Origin of the sequence: Dyella marensis, assembly GCF_900112865.1 — a bacterium.
In the GTDB taxonomy this organism is placed as follows: domain Bacteria; phylum Pseudomonadota; class Gammaproteobacteria; order Xanthomonadales; family Rhodanobacteraceae; genus Dyella_D; species Dyella_D marensis_A.
Window position 1 is genome coordinate 25704 of record NZ_FONH01000027.1, and the last position, 18544, is coordinate 44247.

The 18544-nt window shown below is 63.7% G+C and carries 13 protein-coding genes; 3 read left to right on the forward strand and 10 right to left on the reverse strand.

From position 1 onward, the window contains the following. Positions 1-13: 13 nt before the first annotated feature. Together BM172_RS20405 and BM172_RS20410 are read right to left on the reverse strand one after the other, a co-directional pair. A complete protein-coding gene (locus tag BM172_RS20405; protein WP_143096571.1) occupies positions 14-1009 on the reverse strand; it encodes a hypothetical protein in 996 nt (331 codons plus the stop codon). A gap of 95 nt (positions 1010-1104) precedes the next feature. Further along, positions 1105-2271, reverse strand: coding sequence for a serine hydrolase domain-containing protein (locus BM172_RS20410; RefSeq protein ID WP_026635796.1), 1167 nt, complete (start codon positions 2269-2271; stop codon positions 1105-1107). Positions 2272-2523: 252 nt separating this feature from the next. Here BM172_RS20410 and BM172_RS20415 point away from each other — a divergent pair, with 252 nt between their 5' ends. Further along, entirely contained in the window at positions 2524-3234 is a 711-nt protein-coding gene (locus BM172_RS20415; RefSeq protein WP_026635795.1) for an rRNA pseudouridine synthase, read from the forward strand. Between the two features lie 39 nt (positions 3235-3273). Here the strand turns inward: BM172_RS20415 and BM172_RS20420 are convergent, their stop codons facing one another. Beyond that, positions 3274-4029: a hypothetical protein gene (locus BM172_RS20420; protein WP_035323597.1), complete on the reverse strand. Its 756-nt coding sequence runs from the start codon at positions 4027-4029 to the stop codon at positions 3274-3276. 217 nt (positions 4030-4246) lie between these two features. Then, on the reverse strand, positions 4247-8323 hold the full coding sequence (locus BM172_RS20425; protein ID WP_177218850.1) for a PAS domain-containing protein: 4077 nt from the start codon (positions 8321-8323) through the stop codon (positions 4247-4249). 385 nt (positions 8324-8708) lie between these two features. On the opposite strand from BM172_RS20425, the gene BM172_RS20430 reads away from it, so the two are divergent. Beyond that, positions 8709-9197, forward strand: a complete 489-nt coding sequence (locus BM172_RS20430) for a hotdog fold domain-containing protein (protein ID WP_035323595.1) — start codon at positions 8709-8711, stop codon at positions 9195-9197. Positions 9198-9331: 134 nt separating this feature from the next. Here BM172_RS20430 and BM172_RS20435 read toward each other — a convergent pair whose 3' ends face one another. The 5 genes from BM172_RS20435 to BM172_RS20455 all read right to left on the reverse strand — a co-directional run bounded on the left by BM172_RS20435 (position 9332) and on the right by BM172_RS20455 (position 16597). Further along, entirely contained in the window at positions 9332-9841 is a 510-nt protein-coding gene (locus tag BM172_RS20435; RefSeq protein WP_177218851.1) for a lipase family protein, read from the reverse strand. Positions 9842-10245: 404 nt separating this feature from the next. Further along, the gene (locus BM172_RS20440) at positions 10246-10677 is read right to left on the reverse strand and encodes a MarR family winged helix-turn-helix transcriptional regulator (RefSeq protein WP_035323594.1); all 432 of its coding nucleotides are present in this window, start codon (positions 10675-10677) and stop codon (positions 10246-10248) included. A 76-nt stretch (positions 10678-10753) separates the two neighbouring features. Then, positions 10754-12247: an AdeC/AdeK/OprM family multidrug efflux complex outer membrane factor gene (gene adeC / locus BM172_RS20445; RefSeq protein WP_051548839.1), complete on the reverse strand. Its 1494-nt coding sequence runs from the start codon at positions 12245-12247 to the stop codon at positions 10754-10756. A gap of 1 nt (position 12248) precedes the next feature. Then, positions 12249-15392 carry an efflux RND transporter permease subunit gene (locus tag BM172_RS20450; protein ID WP_026635792.1) on the reverse strand — a complete coding sequence of 1048 codons (3144 nt, stop codon included), beginning with the start codon at positions 15390-15392 and terminating at the stop codon, positions 12249-12251. A gap of 14 nt (positions 15393-15406) precedes the next feature. Continuing rightward, a complete protein-coding gene (locus BM172_RS20455) occupies positions 15407-16597 on the reverse strand; it encodes an efflux RND transporter periplasmic adaptor subunit (protein ID WP_026635791.1) in 1191 nt (396 codons plus the stop codon). A gap of 141 nt (positions 16598-16738) precedes the next feature. On the opposite strand from BM172_RS20455, the gene BM172_RS20460 reads away from it, so the two are divergent. Continuing rightward, entirely contained in the window at positions 16739-17353 is a 615-nt protein-coding gene (locus BM172_RS20460; protein WP_026635790.1) for a TetR/AcrR family transcriptional regulator, read from the forward strand. A gap of 27 nt (positions 17354-17380) precedes the next feature. Here BM172_RS20460 and BM172_RS20465 read toward each other — a convergent pair whose 3' ends face one another. Then, the gene (locus tag BM172_RS20465; RefSeq protein ID WP_051548836.1) at positions 17381-18076 is read right to left on the reverse strand and encodes a hypothetical protein; all 696 of its coding nucleotides are present in this window, start codon (positions 18074-18076) and stop codon (positions 17381-17383) included. Between the last annotated feature and the right edge of the window lie 468 nt (positions 18077-18544).

Sequence of the window (18544 nt, forward strand, 5' to 3'; positions counted from 1 at the left end):
GAATTAAAGATCACTACGGAATCCGAGCAAGCTCACCCAATGCCACCCTCACCTTGGCATCCGCTTGCGCAGGAGTCCATGCGGCGATCTGTTTCAGCGAGCAGGTACGCCGCAAATGGCGGATTACCTGCAAGCCAAGCCAGTAGCCGGTGCGATTGGGCAGGCCTGGCTGATAAGGCGCGGCGGCTGCGTTGAACCATTTCTTGAAGGCTTCCGGATGTTCGCTGTCGATCGCCTTGAACCGCGCATCGGCAAGGAAGCGATGCGCGATCCCGGCCAACCGGCTCGCTGGAATATCGCCCAGGTCAGCCTGCAACAACAGCGCACCGTCGTCGTGCCCCGGCGATAGCTGGCTGCTTACATAAGCGGCCAACCCTTCTTCAAACAGCGGCACGGTGAGCGCAACGCCCGGCATGACGCCGTCATTGCTGAAACCGGCGTGCTTCGCGTGATAAAGATGAAAAAGCTCATGCGGGACCACGATGCCCAGGTCGGCCTTTTCCAACAGCAACGAGTCCACCGCGAAAGCCAGCACGGGCCGACCATCGGCAAGCACGCCGCTCTTCGCGTCGAAATTCGGCGCCAGCAGTAATTGCACGGGGGGCTGCAGGTCGGCGTCAGGAAATACGCGGTGAAATCGCGGAATCTGCTGATCGAGCACACCTCGCAAGGCCCGCTCTTCCGTCGGGATATCCACCGCCAAGGCCGGATAGGCCGCAAAACGCGCTTGCAGGAAACGCAACCTGCGGGCTTGCCAGTCCTGATGCTGCGACGCCTCCCATACCACCGAGGCATACAGGTCCCGGCGTGGCGCCTCGATATCGCGATCCCAGGCGTCCAGTTGCTGCGCAAACGGACGCCCCTTGGCCGCCTGCCAAAACGCGGCGAAAGATGCAGCCACTGAGGAGCCGGCGCTTTCGTCGGCGGCTGATGCCGTCGGACAGAGGCAGCAACCAACCACGCCCACAGCTAGAGCGAAGGCGATCCTGGCGCCACGCAAGAAGTCCATGGCAATTCTTTGCCTGAGAGAGCCGGGGAAGCACCTGGACCTGCCGAAAGCAGAGTTCAATATGAAACGGCTCTCAAGGCCCTTGTCGCTATCCATCAGAGCGCCTTGCGATCGATGCCAGACGCCGCATGAACCGTCATCGCCATGCTCTTCAGCGCGCTCTCCGTACCTTCGCAACTATCGTTCGCCAGCAGCGCAAAACCCTCGGCTTGCCCCGGAAACAGCACGACCTGGCTGGACATGCCACCGCTGCCGCCGCCATGGGCAAGCATCGATTGGCCATGATCGTAGGCCAGGTGCCACGGCATGGCCTCGCCGTCCTGGGCGCTCCCGGTCAGCGGTTGGCGTATGCGTTGGACGACTGGATCGTTGCCATCCAGCTGCCACTGCACGTACTTCGCCATGTCTTCGGTGCTCGAGTACAGGCCCCAGGCCGCGCCAGCGTTGCGCAGGTGGTAGGGCATCAGGTGGCCCTCCCGGTTGTAGCCTCGCAACAGACGCGCACGAGCGGCGCCCTCGACGGCGAAGCCCGTGGAATCCATGCCCAATGGCTTGAGCAAGCGTTGGCGCATCAAGGTCTCGAAAGGTTGCCCGTAGACCTTCTCCAGCCCCAGGCCAATCACCAGGTAGCCGGCGTTGGAGTACACCTCATCGCGTCCCGGCTCGCTGCGCAGGCTGACGTCATGCAGCGCGGACAGCAGGGTGTCGCGATTCAGTCCCCGCTGCAACGCATTCAGCTCATAGGGCAGCGTATTGAAATCCTTCTTCGCAAAGATCGCATCCGAGTCCGGAATATCGCGCGGCATTCCGGCCCGATGCGTGATCAGCGTCGCGAGCGTTATCGGCTTGCCCTGCCATGCAAGATTGGCGTAGGTGCCTGGAAGGAAGGATCGAAAATCCGCATCCACGCGCATCTTTCCCTGCTCCACCGCACGCGCGGCCAAGGCGCCGGTGAAGGTCTTCGTGACCGAGGCGATTTCATAGATGCTGCGGCGGCTTGGCAGCACATGGCCGTGCAGTTCGGTAGACCCGTAGTCATAGAAAAAGCGACCTTGCGGCGTTACGGCGACAATGGACAAACCTACGTGGCACGTGTTGCGAAAGTAGTCGGCGGCGGCGGTATCCACGGCAAGATCCAGCGGGGATCGATGCGGGTTGTCGGTGGCCACGGAAGCACCCGGCGCATGTGTGGCCAACGCGTTATTCAGGGCCAGCACGGCTCCCAGGCCGATGAAGCGCGCGACTCGATTCGACAACGGCATGACTTGCTCCCGTGGCGCTCGTCAATGGAGGACTGGCGGGGGGGATCGTCCTTCATGACAGGAGCCTGGCCTTGTGTCGAAGGTCATGGTGCAGGCGCGGGCTCAAGCAGCAAAATCATGCGGCGCGCTCATGGCCCTACTCGACGAGAGCGCGTGATTCAATCGGTCGAAGACTCTCGTCCACCCACTTGCCTGGCGTAGTGACGGCCTGTCTCCCCCTATACTGGCGTCCAGCATTCAACGGCAACACCGATGACCGACCCCATTCGTCTCGCCAAACGCGTCGCCGCCCTGGCTCAATGCTCGCGGCGCGAAGCGGAAATGTATATCGAAGGCGGCTGGGTGCGCGTGGACGGCGTGACCGTGGAGGAGCCGCAGTTCAAGGTGCTGGATCAGCACATCGAAATCGATCCCCATGCTCAGCTGGAACCCACCGAGCCCGTGACGCTGGCGTTGCATAAACCCGCCGGCGCTACGATCGATGAAGCTCGCGCCTTGATTCGCGCAGAAAGCCGCTCCACCGAGGACACCTCCGGCGTACGTCCTCTTAAGCGCCACTTCGCCCGCCTGGAATCCCCGTTGCCGCTGCCCGACGAAGCCAGCGGCCTGGTGATATTCACGCAGGACTGGCGGGTAAAGCGTCGCCTGGAAGACGATTTCGAGCGCATCGAGCAGGAGATCGTGGTTCAAGTAACAGGTGAGCTGGCACCGAACGGTCTTGCGTTGCTCAACCATGGACTGCGCTTCGACCATTACGCACTGCCGCCGATCAAGGTGAGCTGGCAGAACGAAAGCCACCTGCGCTTTGCCTTGAAGCGGATTGCGCCCGACAAGGTCGAGCGCATGTGCCATGCCGTGGGCCTGAAGGTGCTGGCGATGAAGCGCATCCGTATCGGCCGTATTCCCATGGCCCGGCTGCAGCCGGGCGAATGGCGCTATCTGGCCAGTACGGATCGCTTCTGATGACCTGAAGAACCCCGGCAGGCTCCTCAGGACTCTGCATCAGTGATGATGCATTTCTACCGGCGTCCCGTCGGACCAGGTCCCGGCTCCGACCAGGAACACGAGAATCGGCGGCAGCTTCTTCGTTTCGGCATGCTGGTTCGGATAGAAGAACCAATAGGGACTGGCCATGACCGGCGAACCCTCGGCGCCCGCCCCCCAGTCCTTGTCCTGGACCAGGGTGTCGAACATCAGATGCGGCATGTTGTGGTCGCCTTCGTCGGTCAGATACGACGATTTCGACATCATGTAATCCATGGCGCCGCTTTCCAGCTCCGGCAGCTGCTTGTTTGCATACGCGGCGGTGAGTGCCGACAGCATCTCCGCCTTGGAATGGCCGGCCATCGTCATCTTGGCGCGCAGATAAAAGACGGGCACTAACGATCGAGCGGCCTGGGGGTTCAGGCAATCGGCCGCCTTGATTTTCGGATTCCAGAATTCGGGCCAGTCGAACGGGCCGGACCAGCTTCTACCCACCAGGCAGACAAACCCGTTCTTGCCTTCCACTGCTTTCTCGTAGCCCTTGCGGCCCAGCACCAGGATCGTGGCGTCGCGGGAAATGGATGCCGGCGCCGCGCTTCGGGCCAGGGCTATTTCAGCGTCCCGGTCCATCAGGTATTGGTCGATCGGCGCCATCTTTGGATAGGGCGCCGCTGCCTCGGCTTTCTTCGCGTCCTGCGATAGCGCCTGCTGCGATGCACCAAGCATCGCCAGCAGAATGAAACTCATGATCCGGATGGTGCGCTTCGCTTTCATGGGACTCCTCCTGATGAGTGGCTACGCTTTCAATCGACCTGCGACAGGCCGCCGATGGGCTGCCTTCAGGATGTCGACGAACGACCACCCGGAAATTCGACAAGCCGGCCGGACAAATCAGGGACTGTACCCACGGGTCAGAAGCGGGCACCGGGACCATCGAATTGGGCTGCACTCCGCTATCCAGGAAAAAGGCGGCGGCTGAGCACCGATAAAGTTATTCATGGGCTGAAGCGGCCACGGTCGGATACTCCGCAAGCACCTGCTGCAACTCGCTCATGACAAGGGCGAGCGCCCGAATGAATGCTGCCTTGTGCCGGTGCATATTCCCCACATGCCCAGCCCACGCCGCGTTCTCCAGCCGTTCGGCGGCATTGCACAGCGCATCGGCATGAAGATACGCAGCCGATCCGCGGACGGCGTGGACGAGGTTGGCCACGGCCGTCGTACGGCGGGCCTGGATGTAGTCATCCAGACGCACCGATGCATCGTCGAAGTCGGTGATGAAGTGACGCATGACCGACAGCAGCATGTCGTGCTTTCCTTCCATGCGCTCGAGCGCCGTCCGCAGATCCATCGACGATGCGTGGGGCACACGCGAATCGGCAGCTGCCGTTTCCGCTTGATCGTCCGCAACCGGCACATCGTCCCATCCGCCCTGGCGAGCTGGCGACATCCATTTCGCCAACGTCTCATAAAGCATTCCCGCATCGAGCGGCTTGGTGAGGTGGGCGTTCATGCCCGCCTCCATGCTGGCGGCGCGATCCTGCGGCCGCGCGAGCGCCGTCAAGGCGATGATCGGCAAGTGCGCCCAGCGCGCATGCCGGCGAATCTCCCGCGCGGTGGCCAGGCCATCCATGCCAGGCATATGGATGTCCAGCAGCATCGCATCGTAATGCTGCGATGCCAGGCGGCTCAGTGCGCTTTCCCCATCCGGAGCCACGTCCACGGCAAGGCCGGCGGCGAGCAGGAACTCGCTGGCCACCTCCCGGTTGAGCGCGTGATCGTCCACCACCAGCACGCGCTGGCCGCGGCAATTCCCGAGGATCGCGCCAGCCGAGGTAAGCGCATCGGTGGGCGCGACGCGGCGGGTCGGCGCATCCGTCGAATCCCGCTGCGCGAAGATGCTTTCGACAGTCTCCAACAGGGTCGATTCCGTGACGGGCTTGATCAGCAGGCCGTCCAACTGCAACTGCTCGACCTGGTGGATCACTTCCTCGCGGCCGTAAGCGGTAACCATCAGCACCGCGGGTGTCTGCTGCAGCTCGTGGTCCGCCCGGATGCGTCGCGCCACTTCCAGGCCGTCCAGCCCCGGCATCCGCCAATCCATCAGGACCAGGTCGAAGGCGCGCTGGTCGCGCGCCGCGTTTTTCAACGCCTCGATCGCTTCCTGTCCCGAGGCGGCCGTCGTGACGTTCATGCGGAACTGCCGCAGCATCCGGGCAAAGATCGATCTGGCGCTGGCGTTGTCGTCGGTGACCAGGACCCGCTTGCCGGCCAGGCCCGGCTGCCGGCCCGCGAACGGTTGTGCTTCGAGGCCCTGCCGCACACCCACATCGATGGTGAAATGGAAGGTGGCGCCCTCACCGGGTTTGCTGCGCACGCCAATGCTGCCGCCCATCAGTTCGACCAGCCGCCGGCAGATCACCAGGCCGAGTCCGGTGCCGCCGTATTTGCGCGAGGTAGCGCTTTCGGCCTGGTTGAAGGCCTGGAAAAGGCGATCGGCCTGCCATGCGTCCAGGCCGATGCCGGTGTCGCGTACCTCGAAGCGCAGCCGCGACCGCTGCCCGTCGAGCTTGTCCACCAGGCAGACCGAAACGATGACCTCGCCACGCGCGGTGAATTTGACGGCATTGCTGACCAGGTTGATCAAGACCTGGCCGAGCCGGAACGCATCGCCGACCAGATGTTCCGGCACGCCGGCCGTTGTGGTGTAGGCGATTTCCAGGCCTTTCTCTTCGGCCTTCATCGCCGTGACGGCGGCGACGGCATCGAGCACGGACGATAGCGTGAAATCGGCCGCTTCCAGCGCCAGCCCGCCGGCCTCGATCTTCGAGTAATCCAGCACGTTATTAATGATCGTGAGCAGGTTTTCCGCAGACGCATGGACCTTGCCCAGATAATTGCGCTGTTTCGGCGCCAGCTCGGTCTGCAGCGCCAGGCGCGACATGCCGAGCACGGTATTCATCGGCGTGCGTATTTCATGGCTCATGACGGCCAGGAAGTCGCTCTTGGCGCGCTCGGCGGATTCGGCGGCCTCCTTGGCGTGCAGCAGCACCTCGGCAGCACGGCGCTCGTCGGTGATGTCCCGGTTCACCCCGATCGCGCGAAGCGGCGCGCCGTCGGCGGCACGGAAAATCTGCGCCTGCGCCCGCAGATGGCGCACCTCGCCGGTCGGCCACTGGATACGGAATTCGGTGTCGAACGCATGCGCGTGAGCGTCGCCAAGCGCGTCTTCCCAGCGCTTCAGCAAGGCGGCGCGATCTTCCGGATGGATCCGTTCGAGCCAATCCTGCAGACGGCCGCTGAACGTGCCTGGCGCCATCCGGTAGAGCGCATGCATCGGCTCGTCCCAGGTAAAGCTTTGCCCGGTTACCTCCGGCAGCTCCCAGATGCCGACGCCGCTGACGCCGAGCGCCAGCTGCAGGCGCTCGTTGAGCGCCAGGATGGCGGCCTCGCTCTCTTTGCGCGCCGTGATGTCGGTATGCGTGCCGATCACCCGCAGCGGCTGTCCATCCGTCCCGCGCTCGATCACCTTGCCGCGGTCGAGGATCCAGCGCCACCGGCCATCCCTGGTGCGCATGCGGTGCTCCAGCACGAAGTCGAGGCTGCGCCCCTGCAGGTGGGCTTCGATGATGTCCCAGCAGCGCGCAACGTCGTCTGGATGCACGCGCTGCGACCATTCGCTCACCGTGGAACCGATGTCTTCCTCGGCGTGACCGAGCATGGCTTTCCACTGGTGCGAGTAGAAGACATGCCCACTGCGCATATCCCAGTCCCAGATACCGTCGCCGGAACCGTCGAGCGCGAACTGCCACCGCGCCTCGCTCCGCCGCAGTTCCAGCTCGGCCAGCTTCGCCTCGGTCTGGTCGCGCGAAATGCCGAGGAGGCCGATCAAGCGCCCCTCGCTGTCACGCAGCGGCGCCTTGGTCGACGCATAGGTGCGCGGGTTCCCGTCGACGACAGCGGTCTCTTCGATGCTGTAGGGACGATCCGTCTGCAGCACCTGGCGGTCGTTCTGCACCAGTGCGTTGGCAATGTCCGGCGGAAAGATTTCGGTATCGAGACGGCCGATGATGTCGTCCGCCGTCCTGCCCATGACCTGTTCCACCGCTGGGTTGACCAGCACATAGCGACCGGCGCAATCCTTCACGTAGACCAGGTCCGGCGTTCCTCTCAGCACGCCTTCTAGCAGGGCCAGGGTCTCCTGCAACTGGCGGGTCTGAGCGGTCAGGCGTTCCGTGGTGGCGGTCAGCCGCGCCTCGAGTTCCTTTTCGTGGGTGACATCGATGATCGTGCCGATCATGCGCAGAATGCTGCCGTCGGGCGCATACTCCACCACGCGCCCGCGGCTCAGCACCCAGATCCAGCGGTCTTGCGTCTGGTGGCGCAGCCGGTAGTAGGCATCGAACTCCCTCTCGCCGCTGATACGCACTCTCTCCGTGGCTTCGAACAAGCGGCCCTGATCGTCGGGATGCATCCTGCTCAGCCATCGGCTGATGTGGTGGACGTGCTCCTCATCCGGCAGGTCGAGCATGACCTGCCATTGCGAAGAGACTTCGACCATGCCGGTCGGCACGTGGAAATCCCACACCACCTGGCGCGATCCGCTCAAGGTCTGGTTCCAGCGACGCTGGGCCTCCTCCAGTGCCAGTTCGGCCTGCTGCTGGGCGCTGATGTCCGAGAGCTGGATGAAGTAGCCCGCACCTGCCGCGGCCTTGCCGAGCCGGGAAATTTTCAGCTTCCCGTGCAGCACGCTGCCGTCGTGGCGCGGATGACGGAAAGCGGTCTGGATCTGCTTGATATCACCGCGGCGCATGGCGTCAAGCTCGCCGAGGAAGTGCTCGCGATCCGCTGGAGAGATGAATTCATCGATGGCCCTGCCGATGCATTCGTCCCGCGTGCAGCTCAACATGTCGCAAAGAGCGTTATTTGCGTAGAGCCAACGCCCTTCCGGATCGGTCAGCGCGATACCGACTAGCGCATGGTCCAGGAGGCTTTCCCATAGCTCGGCTGGATCGTTGAAGCCAGGTAAACCATAAGCCGGCGACGTCGCGTTCGAAGCATCGGTCATATCCACATTCCCCCGTGGAAATCTGGTTAGGGCCGGCATCCATGCACCGCCCAGAATGCGCTATCCACCGCCGGATGTACGCGCGATGGTCGTTGCACAGCGCAGCAGACGGAATCGTGCTGGCTGATGCATGCACAGTTTTGGCGACGGCCATGCGGCCAGGAATCAGATAAGTCCTAGCCTTTTGCGAGAAAAGTTTTTTGTTTGAAACATGCCGGCGCTGATCTCATGCCATCAGTTCGCGACGGATCAAGGCTCATATGCGTGCCGAGTCTTTCGACTGATTAATCAGATTCGCCTTGGCTAAAACGAGGCGCAATGAATGTCTTGACACATACCATACGCATGCGTACGGTGCATTTACCTCAAAGAGCGGCGTCATGTCATGGCGAAGATATCCCCGGTATTGAGAAGCTGGCGCGGCCTGAGTCGGTGGCGAGCGGGTCGCTGGCTCTTTACCCGCGTGGTCTGCGGAAAAGCACCCTATTTCTCCACTATTTCGCCAAGCATCGCCAAGCTGGATATCGGCCTGTGCGAGGCGAGCATCACTCGACATCGCCGGATCACCAATCACATCGGCAGCATCCATGCGATCGCGATGTGCAATCTCGCCGAGCTTGTCGGCGGCCTGATGACCGACGCCAGTGTTCCGGCTGGCATGCGTTGGATTCCGCGTGGCATGCAGGTGAAGTATTTAAAGAAGGCCATGGGCAAGCTCACGGCAACTGCAGCGCCTGCCCAGCCGTTTCGGGAAAGCGACGCCGGTTATGAGGAATTGGCAATGGTCGGCGTAGTCGATGAGAGCGGCGACAGAGTATTCGAAGCTGCGATTGCCATGTGGATCACTCCGAAGCCTAAATCACAGACCGCGTGAAAATCGCAGGCGCGGTGACAGGAAGCTGCAACCCACTGCCGATATGCTCAGTCGCGCGCATATCCCAGGTCACTATCCATCACTGCAGCACCGGCCAGACCAAGGTCCAGCCGGCTTCCTTCATGGCTGATGGGTCACTGCGTAATGAACGGGTAGTACGGCAGCGGTACCGAAGACGACCACACGCTCATCGCGGCTGCCCCGCAATCGTTTCTCGGCGCCTGGCCGTTGAAGCGGGCGACCAGGTAAGCGAGCGACGGCAGCGTTCCTTCCACCTCGCCGGAAATATGCACGAGAGCGAGGCCAGGCGTGGGCACGGGGGTGAAGGTATGCATCACCTCCACCTGTGCACCGGCGCGGCAATACTTCACGGCCAGGTCGTTGGCCGGCTTGATGCCGACCAGATCGTCGAACACGTCGCCGTAGATCAATATCGGCATGTCCGGAACATACGGCTGCTTCACCAGGCTGTTGGCCTCGACGAAGAAACGCCCGGGGGCTGAGTCCGTGAAGCGCACGGCGGGATCGATGGTGTAGTTCTCGAAGCGCCCGGCTCCCAAGTGAGGAAGGGTTCCGTCAAGAAAGCAGGTATCGGCATCCTGATCGAGCAGTGCGAGTCCCTCCGCATTGAGATAGGCGCGCACACCTCGAAATGGAGGCCATCGCGTCAGGGCGCATCGATTCGAACGAGGGCATCGACGGATGCTCTCGCCATGAGCGGACAGACATGGGATGAATGCCTCCGGGTGAATGAGTAAAAGGACAAGCGCTCTGCGGCGGGCGATCGCCCGGCCGCAGTCCCACGCCGCACGCAAGCGGCGTCTCATTTCAAAGGCTTCGTATGCTCCGGCTTGCGCCTTCCCCTTGGCCGCCTGTGCAGTGCGGATCAGTGGAGCATGCTGTCAGACCGCCAGCTTCATCGGAGGTCTCAACGAACCGTCACCAATCTCCGATTGATGAGTACCGGAAAGTCTAAGCGCGCGAAGTGTGCTGTGTCAGTGAAAACCAAATCAAAAACAGAAATTGCCGGTTTCAAACAAATCAAACATCAGCGCAGTGCCTGACCGCTGCACGACATCGCCGCCAGCGTTCGCGAAAGAACATGCAGATCCGATTCGGCGATATCGGAAGTAAGGGATCCCCACCAATGCCGCTGCAACTCGGCCGCCTGTTGCGCCGCAAAGCTGGCGAACTGGGTGAGCTCAATCGACACCGTGCGGCGGTTTCCCGGCGACCGGCGGCGCGTAACGAGGTTGCGCTCCTGCATGTCGTTCAGCGCTGCGCTGATCGCGCTCGCCTTCACTCCCAGAATCATCACCAGATCGCGGACCAGCAAGGCCCGCGAAGCCGTCATCAAGATAAAGATATCGGCCGGCAGCCCCTTCAGCCCGAACTCATCCATCAAGTATCGGGCGATGACTCGCCTGAAGGACAAGGATAGATGGATCAATGCATGGACGGCACGCTCGTCCTCGGCCATGGATTTCGCCCTCCAGGGCTGCTTGCGGTATCGGCTTGGGAGCTGCGATCGGGATGGCGCCCCAAGGCGCCTCCCGTCAGTCTTTTATCGATGCCGTCTTCATCTGATCATGGCTAGAGCTGTGGCCTGTCGCGTCCGCGGTGGACGAAACCCAGCCGCCGCCCATCGCCTTGTAGAACGTCACCAGATTGGTGAGGCGATCCAGGCGCGTGCCGATCAAGGATTGCTGCGCGCTGTAGAGCGAGCGCTGCGCATCCAGCACGCCGAGATAGCTGTCCACGCCGCGATCGAAACGGGCCTGCGAAAGCCGATAGCTATCCGCGGACGCATCCACCAGCGCCTGCTGCGCCTGCAGCTGGCGGCCCAGCGTCCCGCGCTGGGCCAGCGCATCGGCCACCTCGCGGAACGCGGTCTGGATCGCCTTCTCGTAGCGAGCCACGTCGATGTCGCGATTGGCCTTCGCCATATCCAGATTGGCGCGATTCCGGCCGGCATTGAAGATCGGGATAGAGATGCTTGGCGCGAAACTCCAGCTGCCGGAGCCGGCGTCGAACAGGCCCGACAGGCTGGCGCTGGCGCTGCCCGCCGATGCGGTCAGGCTGATGCCGGGGTAGAACGCCGCACGTGCCGCGCCGATATTGGCATTGGCCGCGCGCAGGTTGCGTTCGGCCTCCAGGATGTCCGGACGGCGTTGCAACAGATCGGACGACAACCCCGCCGGGACCGCCGCCAGCACGTTGCGTTCGGCGTCCGCGGTAGCCGGCAACGCATCCGGCAGGAGCCTGGCGGGCACCGCCGCGCCCACCAGCAAGGTCAGCGCGTTATGGTCCTGCGCGACCTGGGCGGTATAGCGCTCCACGTCGCTGCGCGCACTTTCCACCGTGGTTCTTGCCTGGCTGATGGTGAGCTCCGACGCTACGCCGTAATCGAAGCTGCGCTGTTGCAGGCGGTAGCTGTATTCCTGGCTGGCGAGCGTGGACTGGGCCAGCTTCAGCAGCTCCTGATCGGCCGCCAGCGTGTAGTACGCCGTGACCACCTGGGCGACGAGGCTGATATGCGTGCTTCGCCGTGCCTCCGCGGTCGACAGGAATTGCTGCAGCGCCTGTTCCTTGAGGTTCCGCACTCGCCCGAACAAGTCCAGTTCGTACGCGCTGAAACCGAGCGTCGCGCTGTAGTCGCGCGTCACCTGCGGCCGGCCGGTCGCCGAGAGATCGCCCGGCGTCCGGCTGCTGTTGCCGCTTCCATTGACCGACAGGCTGGGCGACAGATCGGCACGCTGCACGCGGTACTGTGCCCGCGCCACTTCGATATTGAGCGCGGCGACCCGCAAGTCGCGATTGTTGTCCAGCGCCAGGGCAATGACTTCCTGCAGCGCCGGGTCGGTGAAGACCTCGCGCCATCCAAGGTCCGCCACCGGCGTGGCGGCTGCAGCAGGAGCGGAAGTCCCCTCTCCCTCCGCGAAGGCCTCGGGCACCGGCGAACCGGGCCGCACGTAATGCGGCGCCAGGTTGCAGCCCGACACCAGGCAGGCCACGGCGAAAGCGATAACGGTGGTTCGGATCGGCGTCATATCAGTGCCCTTCCAACTGCGGCGCATGGGTATCGACTCGGGCGCGGCGCTTGAACAGGCCGAGCACCAGCACGAAGAACAGCGGCACGAAGAAGATCGCCAGCAGCGTGCCGGACAGCATGCCGCCGATGACGACATTGCCCAGCGCGTTCTGCGCACCCGCGCCGGCACCGCTGCCCTTGGCCAGCGGCACCACACCGAGTACGAACGCCAGCGACGTCATCAGGATCGGGCGCAGGCGCAGGCGCGCTGCTTCCAGGGCTGCCTCCACCAGGCTCTTGCCACCCTCGTGAAGCTCCTTGGCGAACTCCACGATCAGGATGGCGTTCTTGCATGCGAGGCCGATCGTCGTCAGCAAGCCCACCTGGAAGTAGACGTCATTCATCTTCCAGGTCAGCACCGCCGCCAGCAGCGCGCCGAATACGCCCAGCGGCACCACCAGAATCACCGAGAACGGAATGGACCAGCTTTCGTACAGCGCGGCGAGGCACAGGAACACAATCAGGATCGACAGCGTATAGAGCATGGCGGTCTGGCCGGTGGAGGCTTTTTCCTGGTACGACAAGCCGGTCCACTCATAACCGAAACCCGGCGGCAGCTTGGCCACCGCTGCCTCGACGATGGCCAGTGCATCGCCGCTCGATGCCGCGCCGGGCATCGCCATGCCGAGGATTTCCACCGAAGGCACGCCGTTGTAGCGCTCCAGCCGCGGCGAACCGGATGCCCAGCTGGCCGTGGCGAACGAGGTGAAGGCCACCATGTCACCGGCGCCGTTGCGCACATACCAGCGATCGATGTCCTCCGGCAGCATGCGGAACGGCGCATCGGCCTGCAGCATCACCTTCTTGACGCGCCCCTTGTCATTGAAGTCGTTCACATAGCTGCTGCCCCAGGCGGTGGAGAAGGTGTGGTTGATGTCGTCGATCGACACGCCCATCGCCTGTGCCTTGTTGGCGTCGATATCCAGCTTGAATTCCGGCGCGTCTTCCAGGCCGTTGGGGCGCAACGCCACCAGGCGCTTGTCCTTCGACAACTCGCCCAGCAGCTGATTGCGCGCCTGCATCAAGGCCGCATGGCCGAGGTTGGCGCGGTCCTGCAGCATCAAATCGAAACCGGTGGCGTTGCCCAGCTCAGACACTGCCGGCGGCGCGAAGGCGAACACCTTGGCGTCGCGGATGGTGCCGAAGAATTTCCAGGCCTTGGCGGTGACACCGGACACGCTCTGGTCCTTGCGCGTGCGCTCGTTCCACGGCTTGAGCTTCACGAAAAGCAGGGCCACGTTCTGGCCGCTGCCGGCAAAGCTGAAGCCCGGCACGGCGAACATGCCGTCGACGGAATCCTTCTGGTCGACCAGGAAGTGATGCTCCACCTGCTTGATGACGTCGAGCGTGCGCGCGTTGGTGGCACCGGGCGGCAGCTGCACCAGGCCGAACAGCGTGCCCTGGTCCTCGTCCGGCAGGAAGCCGACCGGAAGCTTGGAGAAGCCGAACACCACCAGCGCGAGCAGGACGGCATACACCAGCATGTAGCGTCGCTTCCGCGCGAGCATGTGCCGCACGATGCCCTGGTAGCGATGGCTGCCGCGGTCGAACACACGGTTGAACCAGCCGAAGAAGCCGCGCGTGGCCAGGCCATGGCTCGCATGCGCTGGCTTGAGCAGCGTGGCGCACAGCGCCGGCGTCAGCACCATCGCCACCAGCACCGACAACGTCATGGCCGACACGATGGTGATGGAGAACTGGCGATAGATCACGCCGGTGGAGCCGCTGAAGAACGCCATTGGCACGAATACCGCCGCCAGCACCAGGGCCACGCCGACCAGCGCGCTGGTGATCTGGCCCATCGATTTGCGCGTGGCTTCCGTGGGACTCAAGCCGTCCTCGGTCATCACGCGCTCGACGTTCTCCACCACCACGATGGCGTCGTCGACCAGCAGGCCGATCGCCAGCACCATCGCGAACATGGTCAGCGTGTTGATGGTGAAGCCGCAGGCGGCCAGCACGCCGAACGTGCCGAGCAGCACCACCGGCACCGCGATGGTCGGGATCAGGGTGGCGCGGAAGTTCTGCAGGAACAGATACATCACCAGGAACACCAGCACCACCGCCTCGACCAGGGTGCGCACCACTTCCTCGATGGAGATGCGCACGAAGGGCGTGGTGTCGTACGGCTTCTGCACCTTCATGCCGGGCGGAAAGAACTTCTGCAGCTCATCGAGCTTGCTGTCGACCGCGCGCACGGTATCCAGCGCATTGGCGCCGGAGGCGAGCTTGATCGCCAGGCCGGCGGCGGGCTTGCCGTTGTAGCGGCCGACGGTGTTGTAGTTCTCGGCGGCCAGTTCGATGCGTGCCACGTCGCGCAGGCGCACGTGCGAGCCATCGGACTGCGTGCGCAACAGAATGTCTTCGAACTCGGCCGCCGTCTTCATCCGCGTCTGCGCGGTAATGGTGGCGTTGATCTGCTGGTTGGCGGCCGCCGGCAGCGCACCCAGCTGGCCGGCCGATACCTGCGCGTTCTGCGCCTTGATGGCGTTGCTTACATCCAGCGGCGTCAGGTTGAAACTGGTGAGCTTGTCCGGATCCAGCCAGACGCGCATCGAGTACTGCGCGCCGAACAGCGTGGTGTCACCCACGCCCTCGACGCGGCTGATCGCATCCTGCACGTTGGCGGCGACGTAGTCCGACAGGTCCGACTCGTTCATGCTGCCGTCTTCGGAGGTGAAGGCCAGCACGTTGAGGAAGTTGGCGGTGGACTTGGTGACCGTCACGCCCTGCTGCTGCACCTCTGACGGAAGCAGCGGCGTGGCCAGCGACAGCTTGTTCTGCACCTGCACCTGGGCGGTGTCAGGGTCGGTGCCGTTCTTGAAGGTCAGCGTGATGGTGACCTGGCCGCTGGACTCGCTGGTGGAGGCCATGTAGCTCAGCCGGTCCAGGCCTTTCATCTTCTGCTCGATGACCTGGGTGACGGTGTCTTCGAGGGTCTTGGCGGATGCGCCGGGATAGTTGGCGGTAATCGCCACGGCCGGCGGCGCGATGGCCGGGTATTGGGCGATAGGCAGGATGGCGATGGACAAGGCGCCGGCCAGCATCACGACGATGGCCAGCACCCACGCGAAAATCGGGCGATCGATAAAGAAGCGGGACATGGGATTGGCGGGCCTTAGTGCATGCCGAGCGACGCGGCGGTGGCGTTGCTGACGGATTTGGCAACGGCTTGCCACGGCACGGTCTTGACCTCGATGCCTTCGCGCGCGCGCGGCAAGCCCTCGACCACCAGCACATCGCCCGGCTTCAGGCCGTTGCGCACCAGCCACTGGTCGCCGATCGCACGCTCGGTTTCCAGCAGGCGCTGATGCAGCTTGTTGTCGCGGTCGACGACGAAGGCAATGGGCTTGCCTGCGCCATCGCGCAGGACGGCTTGCTGCGGCACCAGCACGCCGTTCTTGTTCACGCCCTCTTGCAGGACCGCGCGCACGTACATGCCCGGCAACAGATCGGCCTTGGGGTTGGGGAAGATCGCGCGCAGGGTGATCGCGCCGGTGTTCTGGTCGACCGTCACTTCCGAAAAGGCCAGGCGGCCTTCCAGCGGATACACGCTGCCATCCTCCAGCAGCAGCTGGACCTTGGCGGCGCTGTCATCGGCTTTCTCCAGCTTGCCGCTTTCCATCGCCTGCTTGAGGCGCAGCATCGAGGCGCTGGGCTGCGTGACATCGACGTAGATCGGATCCAACTGTTGGACGGTGGCCAGCGCATTGGCCTGGCTGGCCGTGACCAGCGCACCGGGGGTCACGCTCGAACGCCCGATCCGGCCCGAGATCGGCGCGGTGACTCGGGCAAAGGCCAGGTTGATGCGCGCGCTTTCCACGCTGGCCTTGCCGGCGGCCACGTCGGCTTCGGCCTCGCCCAGGGCGGCGGCGGTGTCGTCGCCGTCCTGCCGGCTGATGGCCTTGAGCGTGACCAGTTCCTTGTAACGGTCGTCTTTCAGCCGTGCGGTGCGCAGGTTCGCTTCGGCTTTGGCCAGTGAGGCCTTTGCGCTGTCGTAACTGGCTTGATAGGTGGACGGGTCGATCTGGTACAGCATCTGGCCCGCCTTGACCTCACCGCCCTCGGTGAACTGCCGCGATTGCACCAGGCCGCCGACCTGCGGGCGCACCTCGGCGATCAGATAAGGCACCACCCGCCCCGGCACGGCCGTGGTCAGGCTGACCGGCTCCTGCTTCACCGTGATCACGCCCATGACCGGCGTCCCTTCCGGCGGCGGCGGACCGCCCGGCGGGCCGCCGCAGGCATTGAGCAGAAGGGAAGTCACCGCCGCCAGCAGCGGCAGACGCAAGGCGGAAATGGGGCGCACGGGAATCTCCTGGGTGAACGTCGATGGCAATCTAAACGGTACGGTTCGGTATATTAAAGGGCGCCCATATCGACTTTGTCAATCATTTCTGCCCTCCGGGTATACTTAAGGGCGGCAGACAGTGATGCGGGAGGTCCGGCCATGCGAGTCAGAACCGAAGCCAAGCGCGACGCCATCCTCGAGGCGGCGGCCGAGGTGTTCCTCGAAGCGGGTTTCGAGGGGGCTTCGATGTCGCAGATTGCCGCCCGGGCGGGCGGCTCGAAGCGCACGCTCTACGGCTACTTCCCTTCCAAGGAAGAGCTGTTCGTGGCGATGGCGCACAACGTGGCCACGAGTTTCCTCGACCCCGTCGTCGACGCGCTCTCGCAAACCGAGGAGCTCCCGCCGGTCGCCCTGCAGCGCTTCGGTGAAGGCATCCTCGGCTTCCTGTGCGCCCCGGACTCGGTGCGCATGTGGCAGACCATCATCGGCGTGGCCGGGCGCTCCGACGCCGGCGCCCAGTTCTATGAAATCGGACCGAGCCGGGGCCATGAAGCCCTAGCTGCGTTTCTCAAGCGCCAGATGGATCTGGAGCGGCTGCCGCCAGCCGATCCGCATGACGCAGCCAGGCATCTGATGGCTTTGCTGGAAGCCGAAACCCTCATGCCGTGCCTGTTCGGCAAACTGAAGGCGCCGTCCAAGAAATATCTGCGCGCAACGACTGAGCGTGCGTTGCAGGCGTTTTTCAGGGGCTACGGCAACCCGGGGATGCCCTGAAGGAGCTGCCGGCGCTTCAAGGGGCCATCAGCTCCCTGTCCCTGCCGCAACCTCATGCGCGAAATACTGCACACCGTCCGGCCACGCGCCGGGGTGATGCTTGAACGCTGTCTTCTCTGCGACGCGCAGGTAATTCGTTTCGCCGGCCTGCGACATCCATACGCCGTCCGTAGCGATTTCCGCCTGGGTACGCCGGGCGTCCGGCCGCACGATGCCGATATGGCCTGGGCGATGCGGATCGGCAGATCGGTATGACACCACCACCAGCGTCCCTTGGTTGGCGAGGGTTTGCGCTTGCTCTGGCGTATCGACCTCATGCCAACCCGCTTCTGCGCCTTGCGTGCTGTCGAACCAGGCCGTCTGCGCGTTCGCCAACAGCTCTTGCGAATGCTGCGGCGGACGTAGCACATAGATGCCTAGACGTTCGCCAATCGCCGCGACATAGGCGCTGCAATGGGACTTGGTTTCGGGACCGACATAATCGGCGGGCTTGTCCGGCTCGCCGGTTTCCCAGTTGATGTGGCGGCCGTTCAACCACAATGCTTCGACGTTGCTGTCGTCGAGCACCTTGAGGATGTGCATGCCGGCCGGGCTGACTGGTCCACAGCAGGGCGCGGCCTGAGCCGAGTTTCGCGCAGCCGCTCCCTGAGCGGCGTCCGCATCGGGAATCTGCATGCAAAGCTCCAGCGCAAGCACGATCGCAACCGACAGTTTGAAAGTCATGACGCTGTCCTTGCCTGACGAGGAAGCCCTAGATGCCTTTATCGGCTGGCAGTGTCAACTTTCAGCTGCAATCGCTAGTTCCTGCGGCAATCCAGCCTGCCCTGCGTGGTGGCGCAGGTTAGGGTGAGCGCAGCGAACCCCAACATCGGCACATCGACGCGCACCGCAACGTTGGGGTGCGCCTGCGGCTTACCCCAACCTACGCCGGCTACGACGGCTGTTACGGCGGCGCCTCCCACCACCGTCATTCCGGCGCAGGCCGGAATCCAGTAACGACACCGCTCGATGGCCGCGAAAAGCCAAACCGACGTTGTCGCGAACAGCCCAGGTTTTCGCTACTGGATTCCGGCCTGCGCCGGAATGACGAGCTAAGAGCAGCGTAGGTTGGGGTGAGCGAAGCGAACCCCAACGTCGACACATCGATGCGCACCGCAACGTTGGGGTGCGCCTGCGGCTTACCCCAACCTA